This is a genomic window from Hyphomicrobium sp. (assembly GCF_035572195.1).
GTDB lineage: Bacteria > Pseudomonadota > Alphaproteobacteria > Rhizobiales > Hyphomicrobiaceae > Hyphomicrobium_B.
Genome location: NZ_DATNBA010000021.1, coordinates 1 through 18,300 on the forward strand (window position 1 = coordinate 1; position 18,300 = coordinate 18,300).

The following is an 18,300-nucleotide window of genomic DNA, read 5'->3' on the forward strand; positions in this document are numbered from 1 at the left end:
CCCGGCGACCGGCGAAGCCATCAAGATCAAGGCATCGAAGAAGATCGCCTTCCGCGCCGCCAAGGATTTGAAAGAGTCGGTCTAACGATCGTCTCTTGCTATGAATTCTTCAAAGGCCGCCTTTTGAGGCGGCCTTTTTTGTTTGGAGCTGGCGACTTCGCTCGCGAAGCCAGCCGCCGGCGCCGAAGTCCGACGTCTGGCCAGCGCTTAACCGCTCGTGAAATAGTTCGAGATGAAGCGGCCGTAGATGTCAGTCAGCAATTTGAGATCGGCGACGCTCGTATGCTCGTCGACCTGGTGGATCGTCGAATTGACCAGGCCAAATTCAACGACCGGACAAATGTCCTTGATGAAACGCGCATCCGACGTGCCGCCGCCGGTCGTCAGCGCCGGAACGCGCCCGGTGACGGACTTAACCGCGTCCTTGAGCGTTGAAACCAGCCGTCCGGGTTGGGTGACGAAAACATCGCCGGTGCCGGAAAACGTCAGATCATATTTCGCGTCGAGTTCAGCCGCTGCGCGGGCCGCCGTGTTGCGAACCCAGGTCTCGATCGTCGGCCGCGACCACGTGTCGTTATAGCGAATATTGAGCTTGGCGACGGCGTATCCGGGGATGACGTTCGTCGCCGTGTTGGGCACCGAGATGACGGTCACTTGCAAGTTGGACGGCTGGAAGTTTGCCGTCCCTCCGTCAAGCTTTGCCGTCGCCAGGCGATCGATCATGCGGGCGAGTTTCGGCACGGGATTGTCGGCGATCTGCGGGTAGGCCGAATGTCCCTGCTTGCCGTGGACGACGAGTTCGGCATTGAGAGAGCCGCGCCGGCCGATCCTGATTTCGTCGCCGAGGGCATGCGGGTTCGAGGGCTCGCCGACCAGACAGGCATCGACCACTTCGTCGCGCGCCTTCAGCCAGTCGAGCATCTTCGCCGTGCCGTTGATCGATGGCCCTTCTTCGTCGCCCGTGATCAGGAACGACAGCGAACCGCGTGGCAGTCCGCCGTAGTGATGGATGTATTTCAGCGCGGCGGCGACGAATGCTGCGATACAACCCTTCATATCGACGGCGCCGCGGCCATAGAGGAGTCCGTCGCGGATTTCGCCGGCAAACGGCGGCACCGTCCAGCCGGCGTCGTTGCCGACCGGCACAACGTCGGTATGTCCGGCAAACGAAAGATGCGGGCGGCCGGAGCCGAGGCGTGCGTAAAGATTATCCACGTCGGGTGTGCCGGGCTCGGAGAATATCAGGCGATGACAGGTGAAGCCTGCAGGCTCGAGAACGTTTTGCAAAAGCGTCAGCGCGCCCGCTTCGTCCGGCGTCACGCTCTCGCAGCGGATAAGCGCTTGTGCCAGGGCGATTGGATCTGTCGGGACAAGCGTCATGATGCGCTCGGCCTATAAAGTTCCTGTGCCGAAGGCAACGGCATGTCGCGGCCCTCGAGGCTCTGCACGATCGTAATCTTCTGCCAGATCTTGCTGGAGAGGTCGGACGTCAGGCGTTCGATGTCGCCGACCGTATCGACGACAACCGGATCGCTCAGCTTCTCGGCATAGAGTGCGGCAAGTTTCGCCGTCAATGACAGCATTTCGGAACAATAATCGAGGTAGCGCATCAGTTCAAACGGCGTCAGGCTTCGATCCGGTGAGTTTGACGTGTGGACCGCTCCGAGCATGCTCGGGTCTTTGGTCAGCTGATGCATATCGATGACGTGAACGATCGAGCGGAACTCATGCAGCTCTTTCAAAGCCATCCGCTGCTTCAATCGCGATTCGAGGGTCGAGACGAAAAACAACGTCGCGCCCATCAGGACGATGATGTTGAATCCGGAATCGATGCCCTGCAGCGTGCCGAAGAGATCATCGTTGGTCTTCGTGCTGGTAAAGATCAGTTGGGCGACGGCGACGAGCAGCAAAACGCCGGCCGCTATTGCGAGCCAGATCAGCGTTTTCAGAGCAATATTCGAGCGGGCGACTTTCTCAGATCGTGCCGAAGTATCGCGGGCGAGCGTGACCAAGTCCGTGCACACGCGTCCAAGACCTGAGCCCGGAAAGCGCTCCTCGATACGCCGGAGCAAAGCTTCGAGCGTCTTGGTGATGAGGCCAGGATCAAGTTTGCGATACGTCGATCGATGCGCCAATATCTAATCCCGCAAAAGTTCGTTGATGCTCGTCTTGCTTCGCGTCTTTTCGTCGACCCGCTTGACGATTACCGCGCAATAAAGGTTCGGTCCGGGTTCGCCATTGGGCAACGGCCTGCCGGGCATCGATCCTGACACGATGACGGAATAGGGCGGCACCTTGCCGAAGAATTTCTCTCCCGTCGTACGGTCGATGATCGTCGTCGAAGCGCCGAGATAGACGCCCATCGACAGAACCGAACCTTCGCCGACCTCGACGCCCTCGGCAACTTCGGCGCGGGCGCCGATGAAGCAGTTATCCTCGATGACGACCGGCCCGGCCTGCAACGGTTCGAGCACTCCGCCTATGCCGGCGCCCCCCGAAATGTGACAGTTCTTGCCGATCTGGGCACAGCTGCCGACGGTCGCCCAGGTGTCGACCATGGTGCCGCTACCGACGTAGGCACCGAGATTGATGAAGGACGGCAGCAGCACGGCGCCCGGGGCGATGTAGGCCGAGCGGCGCACGATGGCGCCCGGCAGCACGCGAAATCCGCCCTTGCGAAAATCTTCGGCCGTCCAGCCGGCGAACTTTGGCTGCACCTTGTCCCAATAGAAACTCCCGGCGGGGCCGCCGGATATCGTCTCCATGTCATTGAGCCGGAACGATAAAAGAACGGCCTTCTTCAGCCACTGATTGACGGTCCAAGTGCCACCCTGCTTCTCGGCAACGCGCACCGCGCCCGTATCCAGCAGGCCAAGGGCCGTGTCGACAGCCTCCCGCACCGGGCCCTTTGTATCGAACGAAATTCCGTCGCGAGCGTCCCATGCCGTCTCGATTGTTCTCTGCAGATCGTCATGGGCCATTTCGGTGGGATCTCCGGACTTGGGCGCAATCGCCGACGCGCCTTGTCGCCCCTCCCCGCCGGGGTGTCAATTCCATGACAGGCGGGGCACTGCGAGCATTGAAACACAGTTCACAGAAAGCTGCGAAAAGTGGGGCGCACGACCCTTGACGCCGATTACGCTGCGCGTCCGAATCTGCAATTGTTCGGCCGCCTCGGACCGCGGTTTTGCGGTCCATGAAACAAGGAAGCGATGTCATGGCGAGATCGGAATCTACCAGCAAGAAAGTCGCGGCGTCGGCCTCGAAGGTCCTGCGTGATCCCAAAGCGAGCAAGGCTGAGAAGTCGGTCGCTGCTTCTGCGTTGACGCAGAAGGGCAGCAAGGAAATGACCAGCGCCAAGGTGGCTGCGACAGCCTCGAAAGTTATGCGCGATCCGAAAGCCAGCAAGGCGGCCAAATCGGCGGCGGCCTCGGCGTTGACCCAAAAAGCCAACAAGAAAAAGTAAGGTCGAAGGCTTTTCCCGATCCGCTTTCAATGGCGCTTGTTCGAGGTGGCTAATTCATCGCCGCCTCGATCAGCTTTTTGGCCTCCTGCGAGTCCCACTTGGCGGGGCCGGCCAGGCGGCCGACCTCAAGGCCGTCCTTATTGATGAGGATCGTCGTCGGCATTCCGACGAGTTTCAGCGCCAGCCCCTGCTTCGTCGTCACGTCGGTGTAAAGCTTAACATCGTGGGCTTTGACCTCGTCGAGAAATTTGCGCGAAGCGTCGAGCCCCTGCCTGTCGAGGCTCAAGACCACGACCTCGAATTTGTCGCTGCCGAGCGCTTGCTGTAGCCGGTTGAGTGCCGGCATTTCCTCTCGGCATGGCTGGCACCATGTCGCCCAGAGGTTCAAGAGCACGGTCTTGCCCTTGAAGCTCGACAGCGTCACGTCCTTACCCGAGGTGTCTTGAAATGTGATGTCGGGGAGTGGCGCCGGCGTCGCTTTTTTGACGAAGGCGGCCATTGCGCCGGACGACGCATCCGATGACGCCGCGGTCTCGGCCGTCGGTGCCGTCACCCCCGCCGATGGCGCGTTGTCAGAACGGCCTTTAATAACGTATACCGCCGCGAACCCGATCAGCGCTGACAGCGCCACTATCCACAGGGCCTTTTGGGCCGTGCCCACGCCGTTCGCTGCCATCTGGTACTTTCTTTCTTTTCAAGCCGACGGAGTCACTCGTGTCTGACAAGCCCGCCAACGCCATGTGGGGTGGCCGCTTTGCAATGTCTCCGGCCGAGATCATGCAGGAGATAAATGCCTCGATCGGTTTCGACAAGCGATTGGCGCCTCAGGATATCCGCGGCTCGAAGGCACACGCGCAAATGCTGGCTGAAGCCGGCATCCTGACCAAAGCCGACGCGCGCGAAATAGCCAAGGGGCTCGATCAGATTCTGGCCGAGATCGAAGCCGGGACGTTCAAGTTCTCGAACGCGCTCGAAGACGTGCACATGAACGTCGAAAGCCGGTTGAAGGGTCTGATCGGGTCGGCGGCTGGGCGGCTGCACACGGCGCGCTCGCGCAACGATCAGGTGGCGACGGATTTCCGGCTTTTTGTCCGCGATTGCATCGATGGTATTGATGCGGCGCTGGAGGCCGTGCAGCAGGCACTGGCCGAGAAAGCCGAAGCTCATGCGGCAACCGTCATGCCGGGCTTCACGCATCTGCAACCGGCGCAGCCCGTGACGTTCGGACACCACCTTCTCGCCTACGTCGAAATGATCGGGCGCGATCGCGGCCGGTTTGCCGACGCGAGGAAGCGGCTTAATGAAAGTCCGCTCGGTTCGGCGGCGCTCGCGGGGACGTCGTTTCCGATCGACCGGCAAAAAACCGCCGAAGCACTTGGCTTCGACAAGCCGATGGCCAACTCGCTCGATGGCGTCTCGGACCGCGATTTCGTGCTCGAGACGCTTGCCGCAGCGACGATCGCGGCCGTGCATTTCTCGCGGCTGGCGGAAGAGATCGTGATCTGGATGACGCCGCAGTTCGGCTTCGTGAAGCTCTCGGATCGCTTCACGACTGGCTCGTCGATCATGCCGCAGAAGCGCAACCCCGACGCTGCCGAACTGGCGCGCGCCAAGGTCGGGCGCATTGCGGGCGCCTTTCAAAGTCTCGTCATCGTGATGAAGGGGTTGCCGCTCGCCTATTCGAAGGACATGCAGGAGGACAAGGAAGCGACATTTGACGCGCTTTCGAGTCTAAGGCTCGTCATGGCGGCGATGGCCGGCATGATCGCCGATCTCGAGCCTAACCCCGAGGCCATGCGGGCAGCCGCCGGGCGCGGCTACGCGACGGCGACCGATCTCGCCGATTGGCTCGTCAAGGAGCTAAAGATGCCCTTCCGCGACGCGCACCACGTCACAGGAGCCATCGTCAAGGCCGCCGAGGCGAAAGGCGTCGATCTCGACGCATTGGCGCTGTCCGACATGCAGGCGGTCGAACCGCGCATTACGAAAGCCGTATTTTCGGTGTTGTCTGTCGAAAATTCGGTCAAAAGCCGGACGAGCTATGGGGGAACTGCGCCACAGAACGTCGCCAAAATGGCGCGTCAATGGCTGAGGCGGTTGGAAAAGGCCCGGGGGAAGGGCTAGAACCATTCATCGAGGCCGCAATCCGTGCGGCCAATAGGTTTTGGAGTTTTGCTCGTATGGCAGCGTCGCTGCGCACAAAGTCATGGATCGCCGTTGCGCTGATTGGCGTTGCGGGACTTGTCTTTGCGGGCTGCGGCGTCAAAGGTCCGCTTGAGCCGCCTCCAGGAGCCAAAGCTTCGGGCCAGGCGAAGTCGGCCGACGCGGCCGATCCGGGGACGAATTCGGACGCTCCGAAGAAGCCGCACGAGCCGTTCGTACTCGATCCGCTGCTGCGCTGATCGACCGCTTCACTTAACCGTCGAACTTTCCGAGCATTTCCGACTGACGCGAACGTTTCGTTCGGCTAGAAGCGCTGCCATGCATCACTTCCACTACAAATCCGGCATCCTCCACGCCGAGGACGTAAGCCTCGCACGCATCGCCGACGAGGTCGGCACGCCATTCTATTGCTATTCGACCGCGACGCTCGAGCGTCACTACGAAGTATTGGCGCACGCCTTTCGCGACCAGGACGCGCTCATCTGTTTCGCCGTCAAGTCCAACTCCAACCAGGCCGTCCTCGCGACGATGGCGCGCATCGGAGCCGGCATGGACGTCGTATCCGAAGGCGAACTTCGCCGGGCTCGGGCCGCGGGTGTGCCGCCGTCGAAGATCATTTTCGCGGGCGTCGGCAAGACGCGCGCCGAAATGGCCTATGCGCTCGAAGCGGGTATCCTCGGGTTCAACGTCGAGAGCGAACCTGAGCTCTTGGCGTTGAGCGACGTCGCAACGGCAGTCGGCAAAACCGCTTCGATCGCTCTGCGCGTCAACCCCGACGTCGATGCCAAGACGCATTCCAAGATTTCAACAGGCAAATCGGAAAACAAGTTCGGCGTGCCCTATGCCGATGCCCGTGCGCTTTACGCGAAGGCGGCGAAATTGCCCGGCATCAAGGTCGCGGGCATTCACATGCACATCGGCAGCCAGATCACGGATCTAGCGCCGTTCCGCGACGCGTTTCGATTGCTCGGCGTTCTGGCGCGCGATCTCAATGCCGACGGCATTGCGCTCGAACACATCGACATCGGCGGCGGTTTGGGAATTCCCTATCGCGGTAACAATGACGTGCCGCCGCATCCCGACGAGTACGCTGCGGCCGTCAAACAGGCGCTGGGCGGCCTTGGTCTCAAAATCGTGCTTGAACCGGGCCGCATGATCGTCGGCAACGCCGGCGTTCTCGTCACGCGCGTTACCTACGTCAAGGAAGGCGCGGACAGAACATTCACTATCGTCGATGCAGCGATGAACGATCTCATTCGGCCGACGCTCTACGAGGCCTATCACGACATCTGGCCGGTTGCGGAAATGCGCTCGGATATGTCGCCGATGCAGCAGGATATCGTCGGCCCGGTCTGCGAAACGGGCGATTACCTGGCGCAGGACAGGGCCTTGCCGCCGTTCGAGGCCGGCGACCTGATCGCAGTCATGACGGCTGGAGCCTACGGCGCCGTCATGTCATCGACGTACAATTCGCGTCCACTCATCCCCGAGGTTCTCGTGAACGGGGATCGCTATGCCGTCGTTAGGCCGCGTCCGAGTTATGACGAGTTGATCGGTGCCGATAGTTTGCCGCCGTGGCTGGTGAACCAGGGCTGATATCAAAGCAACATTGTCATTCCCCGCCGGCAAGTACTGGGTCACGGGTCTCGCTAAGTGGCTCGCCCGGAATGACAGTTCTTTTGTTTCAGTCTGACCCGCTCGCGCACACTTGTCATCCCGGCCGGAGCGCAGCGGAGAGCCGGGACCCAGGTGCGTTGCCGCGATCCCGGTTGTCGCAAGCGGCTTCGCAAGATGGGAGGCGGCAGGTCGCCCTCGAGGCGTTGCGGCGAGCGCTGAAAGCCGAGGTTTTCCGGGGTTAACGTTGCATTATGTTAAGGTGCCGGGGTTCCACGCCGTGTTAGGTTTAGCTGAATGGTAGAGCCTAAAAACCAGGATTCCGATCCGGCGCCTTCGCGGTCGTTTGCCCGCAAAGTTCGCCTCAGTACGCTTGCCCTCGTGTTCGAGCGGCTATGGCCGCGCCTGTGGCTGCTGATTGGTCTCGGGCTGATTTTTGCCGTCCTGTCATTCCTGGGGCTTTGGCTCTATCTCGACGGCGTGGTTCATAAGGTCGTCCTTGCGGCTTTCGGGCTGGCCGCCGTGGCTGCAATCGTCTATGCGGCGCGCATCCCGTGGCCGACACGCGAAGAGGCCATCCGGCGCATCGAGCGCCGCTCGGACGTGCCGCATCGGCCGGCGACGTCCTACGAAGATACGCTGTCTTCCGGCGCCACGAACGCCGCCACCAGCGCGCTCTGGCAGGCGCACCGCGAGCGCTTGGCGCGTGCCATTGCCCGCTTGCGCGTCGGCCCGCCAAGTCCGCGGACCGACCGCTTCGACCCGTGGGCGCTGCGTTCACTGGCGGTGCTGCTTCTCATTCCGGCGGCACTGCTGGTCACGGGAAGCCTCGGCGATCGCTTGGCATCGGCGTTCCGCTTCGGCGTCGCTGGTCAGGGCACGCCAAAGCGTGTCGATGCCTGGGTCACGCCACCGCCCTACACGGCATTGCCTCCGGTTCTGCTGGCCGACGGCGCTCAGCAGGCGCCGACAAATCCCGACGAGCAAAAGAGCTTTTTTGAGATTCCGGACCGCAGCCTTCTGACGCTCAGAGGCGTCGGTTTCGCCAACAAAGGCGTGTCGCTCGAAGTGCTGAGCGTTGGCGCCTCGGAGCCGGTCACCGTTGCGCCTGAAAAAGTCAAACCCGGCGATACCTCCAACGTCTCTGAAGTCCGTTACGAGATTCGCAAATCCTCGCGCATCCGGGCGCTGTCCGGTTCGACAGAACTTGGGCAGTGGACGTTCGACGTGGTTGCCGACGCGCTGCCCAAGATCTCGCTCAAGAAAGACATCAGCGGCACCCCACGCGGCTCGATGCGGGTCGCCTATGAGGCCGAGGACGATTACGGCCTCGCCAGTGCCCGGGTGAAGGTCCAGCAGCTGAAGCCGAAGGCGGGAGATCCTTCGAAGGCCTGGGCGCGGCCACGTCCATTGAGCGGTCCGCGCTTGCCCCTGGAGCGGCCGCCCGAACTGGCTCTCAAAATTCCCCGGCCCGGCGCCAAAAAGGTCGATACCTCGACGCTTCTCGAAATCGGCGAGCACCCGTGGGCCGGGCAGCGCGTAGAACTTTGGCTGGAAGCGACCGACGTCGCCGGCCAGATCGGCCGCAGCAAGCCGATCGAGATCGTGCTGCCTTCCAGGCGCTTCAGGAAACCATTGGCCCGCGCCCTGGTCGAACAGCGCCGCAAACTTTCCGAAGATTCGCGCAACCGGCCGATGGTCGTGAGGGCGCTCGACGCTCTGACGATGGAGCCGGAAGGATTCATCAACGACACTTCGGTCTATCTCGGCCTACGTGCGATCAGCCATCGCCTCGACCGGCTAGGAACGCGCGCCGCCATCCACGAGTCCGTCGATGAGCTTTGGCAGTTCGCGTTGCAGGTCGAGGATGGCGCGCTGTCCCAGGCCGAGCGGGCGCTGAAAGATGCGCAGGACCGGCTGTCCGATGCGCTCGAAAAGGGGGCAGACGACAAGGAAATCCAAGCCGCGCTGGCCGAGCTGAAAAAGCGGCTCAACGATTATCTCAACGAGATGCAGAAGAACGCCCAAAAGGACAATCCTTCCGGCGATCAGCAGCAGAGCGATCAGCTGCAGGAGCTTGGGCAGCAAGATCTCGATCAGATGTTGAAGAACCTCGAGAAGAGCGCGCGGGAAGGGTCGCGCGAGGAAGCCGAGAAGGCGCTGTCGGAGCTGCGTGAGCTGATGGATCGTCTGCAGGCGAACAACACGCCGGAAGCCCGCGCCGAGCAGCAGCGCGCCCAGCAGATGATGAAGAAGCTCAACGAGCTGAGCGATCTCACCGGACGCCAGCAGCAGCTGATGGACGATACGTTTGGTCAGCAACGGAGCCAGGAGGGCCAGCCACGCGGCGGTTCGCAAGATGATCCCAACGGAAAAGGTTCTTCGAAGTCCGGCAAGGGTCAGCAGGGGCAAGGCCGACAGGGTGCCGGCCAGGAGGGCATGGACGCCAACGAGCAGGGCGGCGGCGAGCAGGGTGAGGGTCAACAGGGCAACGAAGGGCAGATGGGCGGGCAGCAGCGGCGCGGCAAAGGCGATCTCAAGGATCGCCAGGCGCAGCTGCGCAATGAGCTCAACAAACTGAAAAAAGATCTCGATGAGATGGGCGCCGGCGATCCCGAGAAGCTCGGCAACGCCGAGGATGCGATGGGCAAGGCCGAAGATGCGCTGAAGCAGGGCGATCTCGACGAAGCGGCCAACCAGCAGGGGCAGGCGCTCGAACAAATGCGCCAGAGCGCGCAGCAGATGGCCGAGCAGATGCAGAAGAACGCCCAGCAGCGCCTAGGCCGCGGCGGCAATAGTCCTCGCGATCCGTTGGGGCGGCCGCAGCGGGCGCAAGGTCCGGACCTCGGCACGTCGGTCAAGGTGCCCGACGCCATCGACGCGCAGCGGGCGCGCGAAATTCTGGATGAGCTTCGCAAGCGCTCCGGCCAAAGTCTCAGGCCACAAGACGAACTCGACTACATCGATCGCCTGTTGAAGCGGTTTTAGGTGCGCCCGGTCTTGAATAGCCGCAGCGTGCTCTTGCTGCCGCTATCATCGCGGCTCGCACCGTCAATCGATTGCATGCGCAGTGCCTGCCGCAAATGAGGACAACTCCAAGGCTCTTCGCCATCCTGCTTGTTGTGGCGACTTCACTCTATCTCGCAAATGCAAGCGCTCTCGTCTCGCCGCCCGCTGACACGCCGGCGTTTTTGGCCCATCGCGGCTTGCATCAAACCTTTAGCACTGAAGGTTTGACCGGCGACACGTGTACCGCCTCGCGCATCGACCCACCTTCACATCCGTTTCTCGAAAACACCATTGCCGGGATCAAAGCCGCTTTCGATTTGGGGGCGTCGACAGTAGAAATCGACGTGCACCCTACAACTGACGGGCAGCTTGCGGTCTTTCACGACTGGACGCTCGATTGCCGCACGGACGGCCATGGCGTCACCCGCGCGCATTCACTTGCCGAATTGAAGAAGCTCGACATCGGATACGGATACACGGCGGACGGCGGCAAGACCTTCCCATTTCGCGGCCGGGGCGTCGGGTTGATGCCGTCGCTTACGGACGTGCTCGATGCTTTTCCAGAGCGATCGTTCCTGATCAACATCAAGAGCAACGATCGAGTTGAGGGACGATTGCTGGCCGATGCGCTCGACAAGCGATCTCCGCAGCAGCTTTCGCACATTATGGCCTATGGCGGGGAATTGCCGATCGCGTCGCTGAAGGAGCGTATGCCACTGTTGCGGACGATGTCGCGTGCGAACATCAAGTCGTGCCTGCTGCGCTATATGTTACTCGGCTGGACAGGCTACGTGCCGGAGCCTTGCCGGAATTCAATCCTGTTGATCCCGAGCAACGTTGGACCCTGGCTGTGGGGTTGGCCCAATCGATTTGATGCCCGCATGGCAGCCGTCAATACGGCGACATTTGCTATTGGCCGCTACATAGGCGGACCGTTCTCGACGAGTATCGATAGCGCCGAAGATTTTCGCCAATTGCCCGTCGGCTATTCGGCCGGCATCGCGACGGACCGCATCGACGTGCTTTCGAAGCTCGCTAAACATTGAACCTGTTTATGGCGCCGTAGGCGTGTTCGGCACGAACCGCTTGAGGAAGCCGCCGATCACCTGGTGGCTCGTCAACTTCGCTCCGGCCCAACCATTGGGCGGCGGCTCGCCGCTCCACCAGCGCGAGAACTGCCGCCACATGTCGATCGGCAGCCATGTTCCGTTGCGCCCCGTCAGCGGTCCCCAATAGTCGGCGGTCGTGAATTTGTATTCGATGAAGATCGATCCGGTCCTGAGCCGCAACTCCAGGCCGAACAGCGCTTGCGCGGTCGGGCCGGCGTACTGGTACTCGTAGGTGCGATGCGGATCGGTCTTCAGGTGTATTTCGGAATGCGGCAGTGAAACGCCGGCGCCGAGCCCCGCATAAGGCGAGATGATGCCGAGCGAGGGCAGGCGTATCAGGCCATTCAGCGTCAGCATGTTGTGGCCGTGCGACCATTCGAGCTTGTCGAAATAATCGTCGACCTTGGCTTTGGGCGGCACCGGCTTGCCGTCAAGAGTGCCCTCGAATGTTTTCTCCGGCTCCATCGGCGCGTAGGCCTTCGAGTGCGTGAAGTCGAGCATCATGCCGAGGCGTCCGCCTTCGAGCCAGCGCTGGATGCGGGCCCCGTAGTAGAGCGGATTGTCGAAGGGCTTGGTGAACCATTCGACGTTCTTGATGGTGAGATCGCTGACGCCGGGCTTCACCAGGTGAAAGTCGCTCGGGTAATGATAGGGCGCGCCGAGATAGGCGCCGAAATCGTATTCGCGGCCCGGATTTCTTGCTGTCGAAACGGAAGGGCTTGCGGATGCGGCGGCCGGCGAAGCGTCGCGGTCGCTCGGCATTGCCGCCGCGACGACGAGCAGGCCCATCGCCGCGATCGCCGCCGCGCATTCCGCTGTTCTGAAAGGAGAGGCCGATGCGATCCGCCGCGACGGCCAAAGCGGTGCCAGCAAAGCATCGCGCGCAATCATGTCCAGCCTCCCCCGAAATTGACGGCGCGAAAATTCGGCATTCCCGGCGGGCGCTTCGCGGCAGCCCGCAATGCCTTTACGCGCCTCGGCCGTCGCCTTGCAAGGTGTCCAGCATGCGGTTCACTGCGGCAATCTGCGGCGCGTCGCGGGTCAAATACTTAGGACCGGTATAACCCCACCAATCCCAGCAACCTTGCGGATTGATCGGCGAGGCGGCGATTTGCGGGAAAAGGATGATCAAACGATTTGTGTCGGCCCATCGGGCAAATCCCGATTCCTTGATGAACGCATCGCCGACCGTCTCGCGATTTTGTGAGCATCCGTGGAAGGCAATGTGGACCCGGCAGCCCGGCGTTTCGCGGCATGTCTTCGGAATATAGACCACGCCGGTTTCTGCGAGACCGCCGTTATCTTCGCTCACCCCAAACGGCCGCTGGTCAAAATTGACGAAGTCGCCGGTGACGTTTTGCGCGCGCGGCTGCAACGGCCCGTAGATCTGCTTCAGCAGTTCGCCCGCTTGATCGTATTTGCAGTCGACGACGTAGGGTTGGCCCGAAACATCGCATGCGCTGCCTTCGCCGTCGGTTACGAAGGCGTGGCCGGCGGGCACCGTCGAGACGAGTTTCATGTTGCCTTCCGGCACACCGAGCTTGGCGTAGAATTCTTCGGCGTGCTTGACGATCGACGATGCGACGGTGTGGTCGGACGTGCCGGTGAAAAGGTAGATGCGATCGCGCGCAACGTCGGCGATCGGATCGATCTCACCTTTTTCGGCGCGCTGCTGGGCTTTCTGCGCCAGATCGGCCGGGTCCGCCACGCCCCAACTGCCGAGCATGTCGAGCATGCAGCCATTGACCGCTTTGCTCAGGTTTAAGAATGCCGTGCCCGCACCGGGAATGGTGTTGGCGAAAATGCTTTCCGAGCAGCCGTAAGGTCCACCCGCGATGATGGCGGCTCCCGTCACGCGCTTGGCGTGCGCCATCTGGAACTGACCGGCCATGTAGGCGCCCGATGAGATGCCGGAGACCGATGTCTCGTCGACTTTCGCTCCGAGCGCCGGCAACTGACGGGCCGCCTCGTGCGGCGGTTCGCGGCATCCAGCGGTGACAAGCGCAACTATACCCGCTGCCGCGAGCGCAAAGTTCCGTGCTGACATTCGGCGTGTCACGTGTTTCGATCCGGATGAAGCTGGCGTGAATCTAGCGCGCGGGACTCAGTCGCGCCACTGTCACGAAGGGATTACCTTAACCTGATCGACACGCGATCCGTGCGGCCATTGGCATCGATCACCGTGAGCTTTGCAAAGCCGGTGCTCGCCGGTTGCCACGACGTTTCGCGCGCGTGCGCGTCCGATTTGATCGGTGCACCGTCTACGAGCCAAGTAAGCGGTAATGCTCCGCCGTCGGCTTTCAGAACGAGAGCGTCGCCGCCGAGATCCGATTCCTCGATCTCCGATTGGTCGGGTGGGAACGAAATCAGCACCGGCGGCTCGATGAAGTGCCCCGCGACGGGATCATCGCCAGGGTCGCGCCAGCGCTTCAGCGGTGCGGGTAAATCGGCATTCGTCACCCGGATCGCGTTGGCGGGCGGGCTTTGCAAAGGCGTGCGGCGCTCAGAAATGCGCTGGAAGGCGTCGAACAGGATCGGAGCGGCGGCGGTTCGCCCGAGTAATCCCGGAACGCTCGAATTGTCGGGCCGGCCGACCCAGGCCGCGATGACGTATTTTCCGTCATAGCCGATGGCCCAGGCATCGCGATAACCGTATGAGGTGCCGGTCTTGTAGGCGAAGCGTCCGCCTTTGGCGTTGGGTGGAGGCGGCGCATCCTTCAGGATGTCGGTGACGTACCAAGCCGCCAACGGGGACATTAGCCGGTGCGCGTTGACGAGTGGTTTGACGCGCGTTGCCGCGAGAACCCGGCCTCGTTCGTCAAGGCGGTCGAATAACGTGATGCTGTCGCCGCCACGCGCCAGGCTGGCATAGAGTTGCGCCATCTCTTGCAGTGTCAGTCCGGTGCCGCCAAGCGCCATCGCCAGTGTCGGCTCGGATTTGTCGGGGAACCGTGCCATGACGCCGGCGCGCCGGAAGCGGCCAACGAGCTTGCCGGGTCCAACGCGCGCCAGTACGCGGACGGCGGGGATGTTGAAGGATTGTGACAGCGCCTCGCGGATCGAGACGGTGCCGTGATAGCCCTCGTCGAAGTTCTTCGGCTGATACGTGCCGAAGCGCACCGGCCTGTCCTCGATCAGCATTTCGGGATGCGCGAGACCTGCTTCGAAAGCCAACCCGTAGATGAATGGCTTCAACGTCGAGCCCGGCGAGCGTACCGCCGTTGCCATGTCGACGGCGCCCTGGCGACTGGAGTCCATGTAGCCGGCCGACCCGACCTGCGCGAGGATTTCACCCGTCTGATGATCTGCAACGACGATGGCAGCCGAGACCTTATCGCCTAATAGCCGGGCCTGCTCGGTCGCGAGACCTTCAAGGCTTGCCTGGAGATTGCGGTCGAGCGTCAGCCTGATGATTTGTTCGGTTGGGTGCTCGGCAACTTGCGTTTCAGCGAGATGCGGCGCCAGCATCGGGAACGCTTGGCGGATCGTCGGGATGCGCTCCGCCTTGGCTTTCTCCGCGTCCGCAGCCGTGATGACATGCGCCCCAACGGCTCGATTCAAAACGCGGTTACGTGCGCGACGTGCCGCTTCGGGGTTGCGATCGAGCCGGCGCACTTCCGGCGACTGTGGCAACGCGACGAGCAACGCCGATTCTCCGAGCGAAAGCCGGCGCGGTTCTTTGCCGAAATAAGCCAGCGACGCCGCTCTGACGCCTTCGAGGTTGCCGCCGAACGGCGCCAGCCGCAAATAGAGCTTCAGAATTTCTGTCTTTGACAACGCACGCTCAAGTTCGAGTGCGCGGACCATCTGGCGCATCTTGCCGCCCGGTGTGCGTTCATGCTTGCCGTCGAGCAAGCGAGCGACCTGCATCGTCAGCGTCGAGCCGCCGGAGACAATGCGCGCGTGGCGCACCATCTGCAGCACAGCGCGAGCAACCGCTTTCGGATCGATGCCGTGGTGGCTGTAGAAGCGCTTGTCCTCGAATGCGAACAGCATCTTGAGGTAATGCGGATCGACATCTTTTGGGTCGAGCGGTAGTCGCCATTTGCCTTCTGTCGTGGTGAAGGCGCGTAGCAGACGATCGTCGCGATCGACGACCGTGACGGATAGGGCCTTCGCCTCTTCGAGCGGCAGCGATCCCGCGTCGGCGAATGCCTTGAGATAAAGTCCGTACGCGGCGCCCGTGAACGCGAGCAGCGTGATGAGGGAAGCCAGTGCCAGCTTTCGCCAAGATCGGCGGCGCAAAACGGACGTCTGTCCGCCTTGCGCCGGCAAATCGCTAGTCTGGTGACTTTCAGATGACATCGGCGACCTTATTCCTTCGCCGAAACTGTAAGCGTACCGGCGGCGGTGCGCGCGTAACGCTCGGGCCGATACATGTCCTCGACCGTTGCTGCCGGGTGCACGAAGGTGCCGGGGCTGACGGCGCGCACGATGTAGGCGAGCGTTGCCGAAACCGGCGGCGGCTTCTTCTGGACGGTGCCGTCGGGCGTCACGACCGTGCCGTTATCTGGCACCTGAACCGTATCGCTGGAATTTTCCGACGACGTATCGCCTTCGCTGCGGACGTTCGCGAAATTGAAGGCGGCGACGAACCGGTCATCGCGGAACTCGGTATGCTCAGGCTCGGCCGTCGATTTCAGCCAGGTGAGCCCCGAGATCGAGCCACTGTCGACAAGGTGTGGGTTCTCGATTTCGAATCCCGCCGGCAGACGGTCGACGACCATGACGCGGCCGCTGGCTTCATCAGACGTAACCGTCACCGTCATAACGAAGCGGTCGTTCTGCTTCACGTCCGCTTTGCCGCCACTGAGGCTTGCGAGATCGACCTTTTTGCCATCAAGCGTGTAAGCCTGCCGTTCGATCTTGAAGCCTTTCGAGATGGCCGGTTCGGGCGTCAGCGCGGCACCGATGACCGAGATCACCGCATCGACGGCGGTGTCACCATTGTTGGTGATCGTCAGCGCGCCGTCTTTCAGTTGCGCAGGTGTGAGACCGCGCAACACGGGACCGGAAACCGGCTTGCCGTCGACCGACAGTGTCGTGCCTTTGACCTCGTCGTTAAGAGCTTTGGCCGCGAGCAGCATCCACGCTTGTTCCTGCGTCGAGGTATAGCTGCGCGTCTCGTAGGCCTTGGCAATGACATTCGCCAGCTTCGGCTGCTCGGCCTTGGCGACGCCGGTTTCGGCGGCGAGCGTCATGAGGGCGGCGCCATCACGCAGCGTCGAGCCGTAGTCGCTGCGATAGCCGGTGTCGGGTGTCGTTTCCGGCATCGCGGCGAGCGCCGCCGTGAACGCGCGTTCGGCGCGCTCCTTGTCGCCCATCATCGCCAACGCCGCGCCGACCTGAGCTTTGGCGAGCGGCGTGGAGAAGCGATCGATGCGGGTATCGGCGTAGTATCTGAGATCGCCAATCGGGGCGCGGCCATTGCGGGCCAACACGTAGAGGGCGTAGGCACGATCCTCGCCGCCTTTTTCGAAATCGGATGCGTAGGCGATGAAGTTCTGCAGCCGGTCGAGCGCCCGGTTGAGGCCTTCGCGCGGTACGTCATAGCCCGCCTCCTTGGCGCGCGTCAGGAAGTCCGTGACGTAGCCCGTCAACCAGAGATCGGTGTCGGATGGACCCCAGACGCCGAAGGCACCTGAGGAATCCTGCATCTCGAAGACGCGCGCGATGGCTCCCTGCACACGCTCTTTCAGCGCCTTGTCCGCCGCGATACCAACTTGCGCCGCGACGGCGTTGGCGACGACAAGGGGCATGGCGCGCGACACCGTTTGCTCGGCGCAGCCGTAGGGATAGCGATCGAGCTGAGCCAACAACGTCGGTACGTCGAGGCGCGCCGCCGGGCCGACCGACAGATTGATGCGCGTCCGTGACGGGATCAAATCCTGGGCCAGATCACGCGTCACGCTTAGCTTGCCGCCGTTGGGTTTCAGCGACGAGATCGTCGTGCGCTTGATGTCGCCAGCGGGCGGCAAGACTTCGAACGTCATCTCGCGTTTGACTAGGATGTCGTTCGGGCCGGTGACCACGGCTTTCAGCGTCAACGGACCAAGCTCAGTCGGCTTGAACGCGATGCGCTGCAGCGTGCGGTCGCCGGTCTTGAGGTCGGCCGTCTTGTCGGCAATCGAAGTCAGCGTTTCGTTCGTGTCATCGCCCTGCTTTTGCGACAGGGCGATCTTGTAGGCCGCCGCCGGACCATCGACGTTGTGAACGTCGAAGCCGAGATTGACTTCATCACCGAGGGTCATGAAGCGCGGCGCGGCAACGGTGAGCGCCACTGCGTTGCGAACGATCAGATCGCCGGAGCCGTGGCCGACCTTGTCCTTGCTCCAGGCCACCGCCATCACGCGCACGGTGCCGTTGAAGTCCGGCAGCTCGAAGTCGACGCTGGCCGTGCCGTCCGCCTTGACTTGCACGATGCCGGAAAAGAGCGAGACGACCGTTTCGACCGTCGGATTACCCTGCATTGCCGGACCGCCCGCATCGCCGCCGGTTTTGAGCTTGCCGCGATCGGCGCGCATGCCGTCAATCAAGCGACCGTAGAAATCGCGGATTTCGAACGACAGCTTCTGCTGCTGGTTGAACCAGTCTTCTGGCGCCGGCGTCTCGTAGCGCGTCAGATTGAGGATGCCGAGATCGACGGCGGCAACGGCAACGCGTGCGTCTTCGCCGGGTGCCAGGCCCTCGATCTTCAACGGAACGGTGACCGTCGTGCCGGATTTAACTTTCTCCGGCAGCGTAACTGCGACCTTGAGTTCACGGCCGCTCTGATCGATGGGCAGCCACCTGATGCCAATGGCGCGGCTCGGCATACGCTTTTGAACTTCATCCAACGGCCGGTAGAGAAGCGCCGTGACGTAGGCGCCCGGGCCCCAGGTATCGGAAACCGGGATGTCGACTTCGCCGCCGCCCTTGGCGATCTCGACTTCCTTCATC

General features: G+C 62.2%; 15 protein-coding genes. 7 read left to right on the forward strand and 8 right to left on the reverse strand.

The window, feature by feature from the left end; all coding sequences use genetic code 11:
* Nucleotides 1-85 (forward strand): HU family DNA-binding protein (locus VN623_RS02225; RefSeq protein ID WP_325567702.1); only part of this gene is annotated, 85 nt, incomplete at its 5' end.
* A 122-nt stretch (nt 86-207) separates the two neighbouring features.
* On the opposite strand, the gene dapE is transcribed toward VN623_RS02225, so the two are convergent.
* The 3 genes from dapE to dapD are packed head-to-tail and all read right to left on the reverse strand — an operon-like array spanning nt 208 to nt 2,981.
* A complete protein-coding gene (gene dapE / locus VN623_RS02230; RefSeq protein WP_325567675.1) occupies nt 208-1,380 on the reverse strand; it encodes a succinyl-diaminopimelate desuccinylase in 1,173 nt (390 codons plus the stop codon).
* Nucleotides 1,377-2,135 (reverse strand): hypothetical protein, encoded by a 759-nt coding sequence (locus tag VN623_RS02235; protein ID WP_325567677.1) that lies wholly within the window; start codon nt 2,133-2,135, stop codon nt 1,377-1,379. The genes dapE and VN623_RS02235 overlap by 4 nt, the downstream gene beginning before the upstream one ends.
* 3 nt (nt 2,136-2,138) lie before the next feature.
* On the reverse strand, nt 2,139-2,981 hold the full coding sequence (gene dapD, locus VN623_RS02240) for a 2,3,4,5-tetrahydropyridine-2,6-dicarboxylate N-succinyltransferase (RefSeq protein ID WP_325567679.1): 843 nt from the start codon (nt 2,979-2,981) through the stop codon (nt 2,139-2,141).
* A gap of 236 nt (nt 2,982-3,217) precedes the next feature.
* Between dapD and VN623_RS02245 the strand changes: the two genes are divergently transcribed.
* Entirely contained in the window at nt 3,218-3,466 is a 249-nt protein-coding gene (locus tag VN623_RS02245; RefSeq protein WP_325567681.1) for a hypothetical protein, read from the forward strand.
* 49 nt (nt 3,467-3,515) lie between these two features.
* On the opposite strand, the gene VN623_RS02250 is transcribed toward VN623_RS02245, so the two are convergent.
* Nucleotides 3,516-4,142 (reverse strand): TlpA family protein disulfide reductase, encoded by a 627-nt coding sequence (locus tag VN623_RS02250; protein WP_325567683.1) that lies wholly within the window; start codon nt 4,140-4,142, stop codon nt 3,516-3,518.
* A gap of 38 nt (nt 4,143-4,180) precedes the next feature.
* On the opposite strand from VN623_RS02250, the gene argH reads away from it, so the two are divergent.
* The 5 genes from argH (at nt 4,181) to VN623_RS02275 (ending at nt 11,298) form a co-directional block, all read left to right on the forward strand.
* Nucleotides 4,181-5,590 carry an argininosuccinate lyase gene (gene argH, locus VN623_RS02255; RefSeq protein WP_325567685.1) on the forward strand — a complete coding sequence of 470 codons (1,410 nt, stop codon included), beginning with the start codon at nt 4,181-4,183 and terminating at the stop codon, nt 5,588-5,590.
* Nucleotides 5,591-5,646: 56 nt separating this feature from the next.
* Nucleotides 5,647-5,868 (forward strand): LPS translocon maturation chaperone LptM, encoded by a 222-nt coding sequence (gene lptM / locus VN623_RS02260; RefSeq protein WP_325567687.1) that lies wholly within the window; start codon nt 5,647-5,649, stop codon nt 5,866-5,868.
* Between the two features lie 79 nt (nt 5,869-5,947).
* A complete protein-coding gene (gene lysA / locus VN623_RS02265) occupies nt 5,948-7,225 on the forward strand; it encodes a diaminopimelate decarboxylase (RefSeq protein ID WP_325567689.1) in 1,278 nt (425 codons plus the stop codon).
* A gap of 315 nt (nt 7,226-7,540) precedes the next feature.
* A complete protein-coding gene (locus tag VN623_RS02270) occupies nt 7,541-10,231 on the forward strand; it encodes a TIGR02302 family protein (RefSeq protein ID WP_325567691.1) in 2,691 nt (896 codons plus the stop codon).
* 95 nt (nt 10,232-10,326) lie between these two features.
* Entirely contained in the window at nt 10,327-11,298 is a 972-nt protein-coding gene (locus VN623_RS02275) for a glycerophosphodiester phosphodiesterase family protein (RefSeq protein WP_325567693.1), read from the forward strand.
* A 6-nt stretch (nt 11,299-11,304) separates the two neighbouring features.
* Here the strand turns inward: VN623_RS02275 and VN623_RS02280 are convergent, their stop codons facing one another.
* From VN623_RS02280 to VN623_RS02295, 4 genes are all read right to left on the reverse strand, one after another.
* Nucleotides 11,305-12,252, reverse strand: coding sequence for a hypothetical protein (locus VN623_RS02280; protein WP_325567695.1), 948 nt, complete (start codon nt 12,250-12,252; stop codon nt 11,305-11,307).
* Between the two features lie 76 nt (nt 12,253-12,328).
* Complete coding sequence (locus VN623_RS02285) at nt 12,329-13,408, reverse strand: poly(3-hydroxybutyrate) depolymerase (RefSeq protein ID WP_325567697.1); 1,080 nt, start codon at nt 13,406-13,408, stop codon at nt 12,329-12,331.
* A gap of 83 nt (nt 13,409-13,491) precedes the next feature.
* On the reverse strand, nt 13,492-15,666 hold the full coding sequence (gene pbpC, locus VN623_RS02290; protein ID WP_325567698.1) for a penicillin-binding protein 1C: 2,175 nt from the start codon (nt 15,664-15,666) through the stop codon (nt 13,492-13,494).
* An 8-nt stretch (nt 15,667-15,674) separates the two neighbouring features.
* The coding region (locus VN623_RS02295) for an alpha-2-macroglobulin family protein (RefSeq protein WP_325567700.1) at nt 15,675-18,300 on the reverse strand (2,626 nt) is incomplete at its 5' end.

Coding starts and splice junctions, on each gene's coding strand:
- dapE (WP_325567675.1), bottom strand. CDS start 1,380: ATGACGCTTGTCCCGACAGATCCAATCGCCCTGGCACAAGCGCTTATC.
- dapD (WP_325567679.1), bottom strand. CDS start 2,981: ATGGCCCATGACGATCTGCAGAGAACAATCGAGACGGCATGGGACGCT.
- VN623_RS02245 (WP_325567681.1), top strand. CDS start 3,218: ATGGCGAGATCGGAATCTACCAGCAAGAAAGTCGCGGCGTCGGCCTCG.
- VN623_RS02250 (WP_325567683.1), bottom strand. CDS start 4,142: ATGGCAGCGAACGGCGTGGGCACGGCCCAAAAGGCCCTGTGGATAGTG.
- lptM (WP_325567687.1), top strand. CDS start 5,647: ATGGCAGCGTCGCTGCGCACAAAGTCATGGATCGCCGTTGCGCTGATT.
- lysA (WP_325567689.1), top strand. CDS start 5,948: ATGCATCACTTCCACTACAAATCCGGCATCCTCCACGCCGAGGACGTA.
- VN623_RS02270 (WP_325567691.1), top strand. CDS start 7,541: ATGGTAGAGCCTAAAAACCAGGATTCCGATCCGGCGCCTTCGCGGTCG.
- VN623_RS02275 (WP_325567693.1), top strand. CDS start 10,327: ATGAGGACAACTCCAAGGCTCTTCGCCATCCTGCTTGTTGTGGCGACT.
- VN623_RS02280 (WP_325567695.1), bottom strand. CDS start 12,252: ATGATTGCGCGCGATGCTTTGCTGGCACCGCTTTGGCCGTCGCGGCGG.
- VN623_RS02285 (WP_325567697.1), bottom strand. CDS start 13,408: ATGTCAGCACGGAACTTTGCGCTCGCGGCAGCGGGTATAGTTGCGCTT.
- pbpC (WP_325567698.1), bottom strand. CDS start 15,666: ATGTCATCTGAAAGTCACCAGACTAGCGATTTGCCGGCGCAAGGCGGA.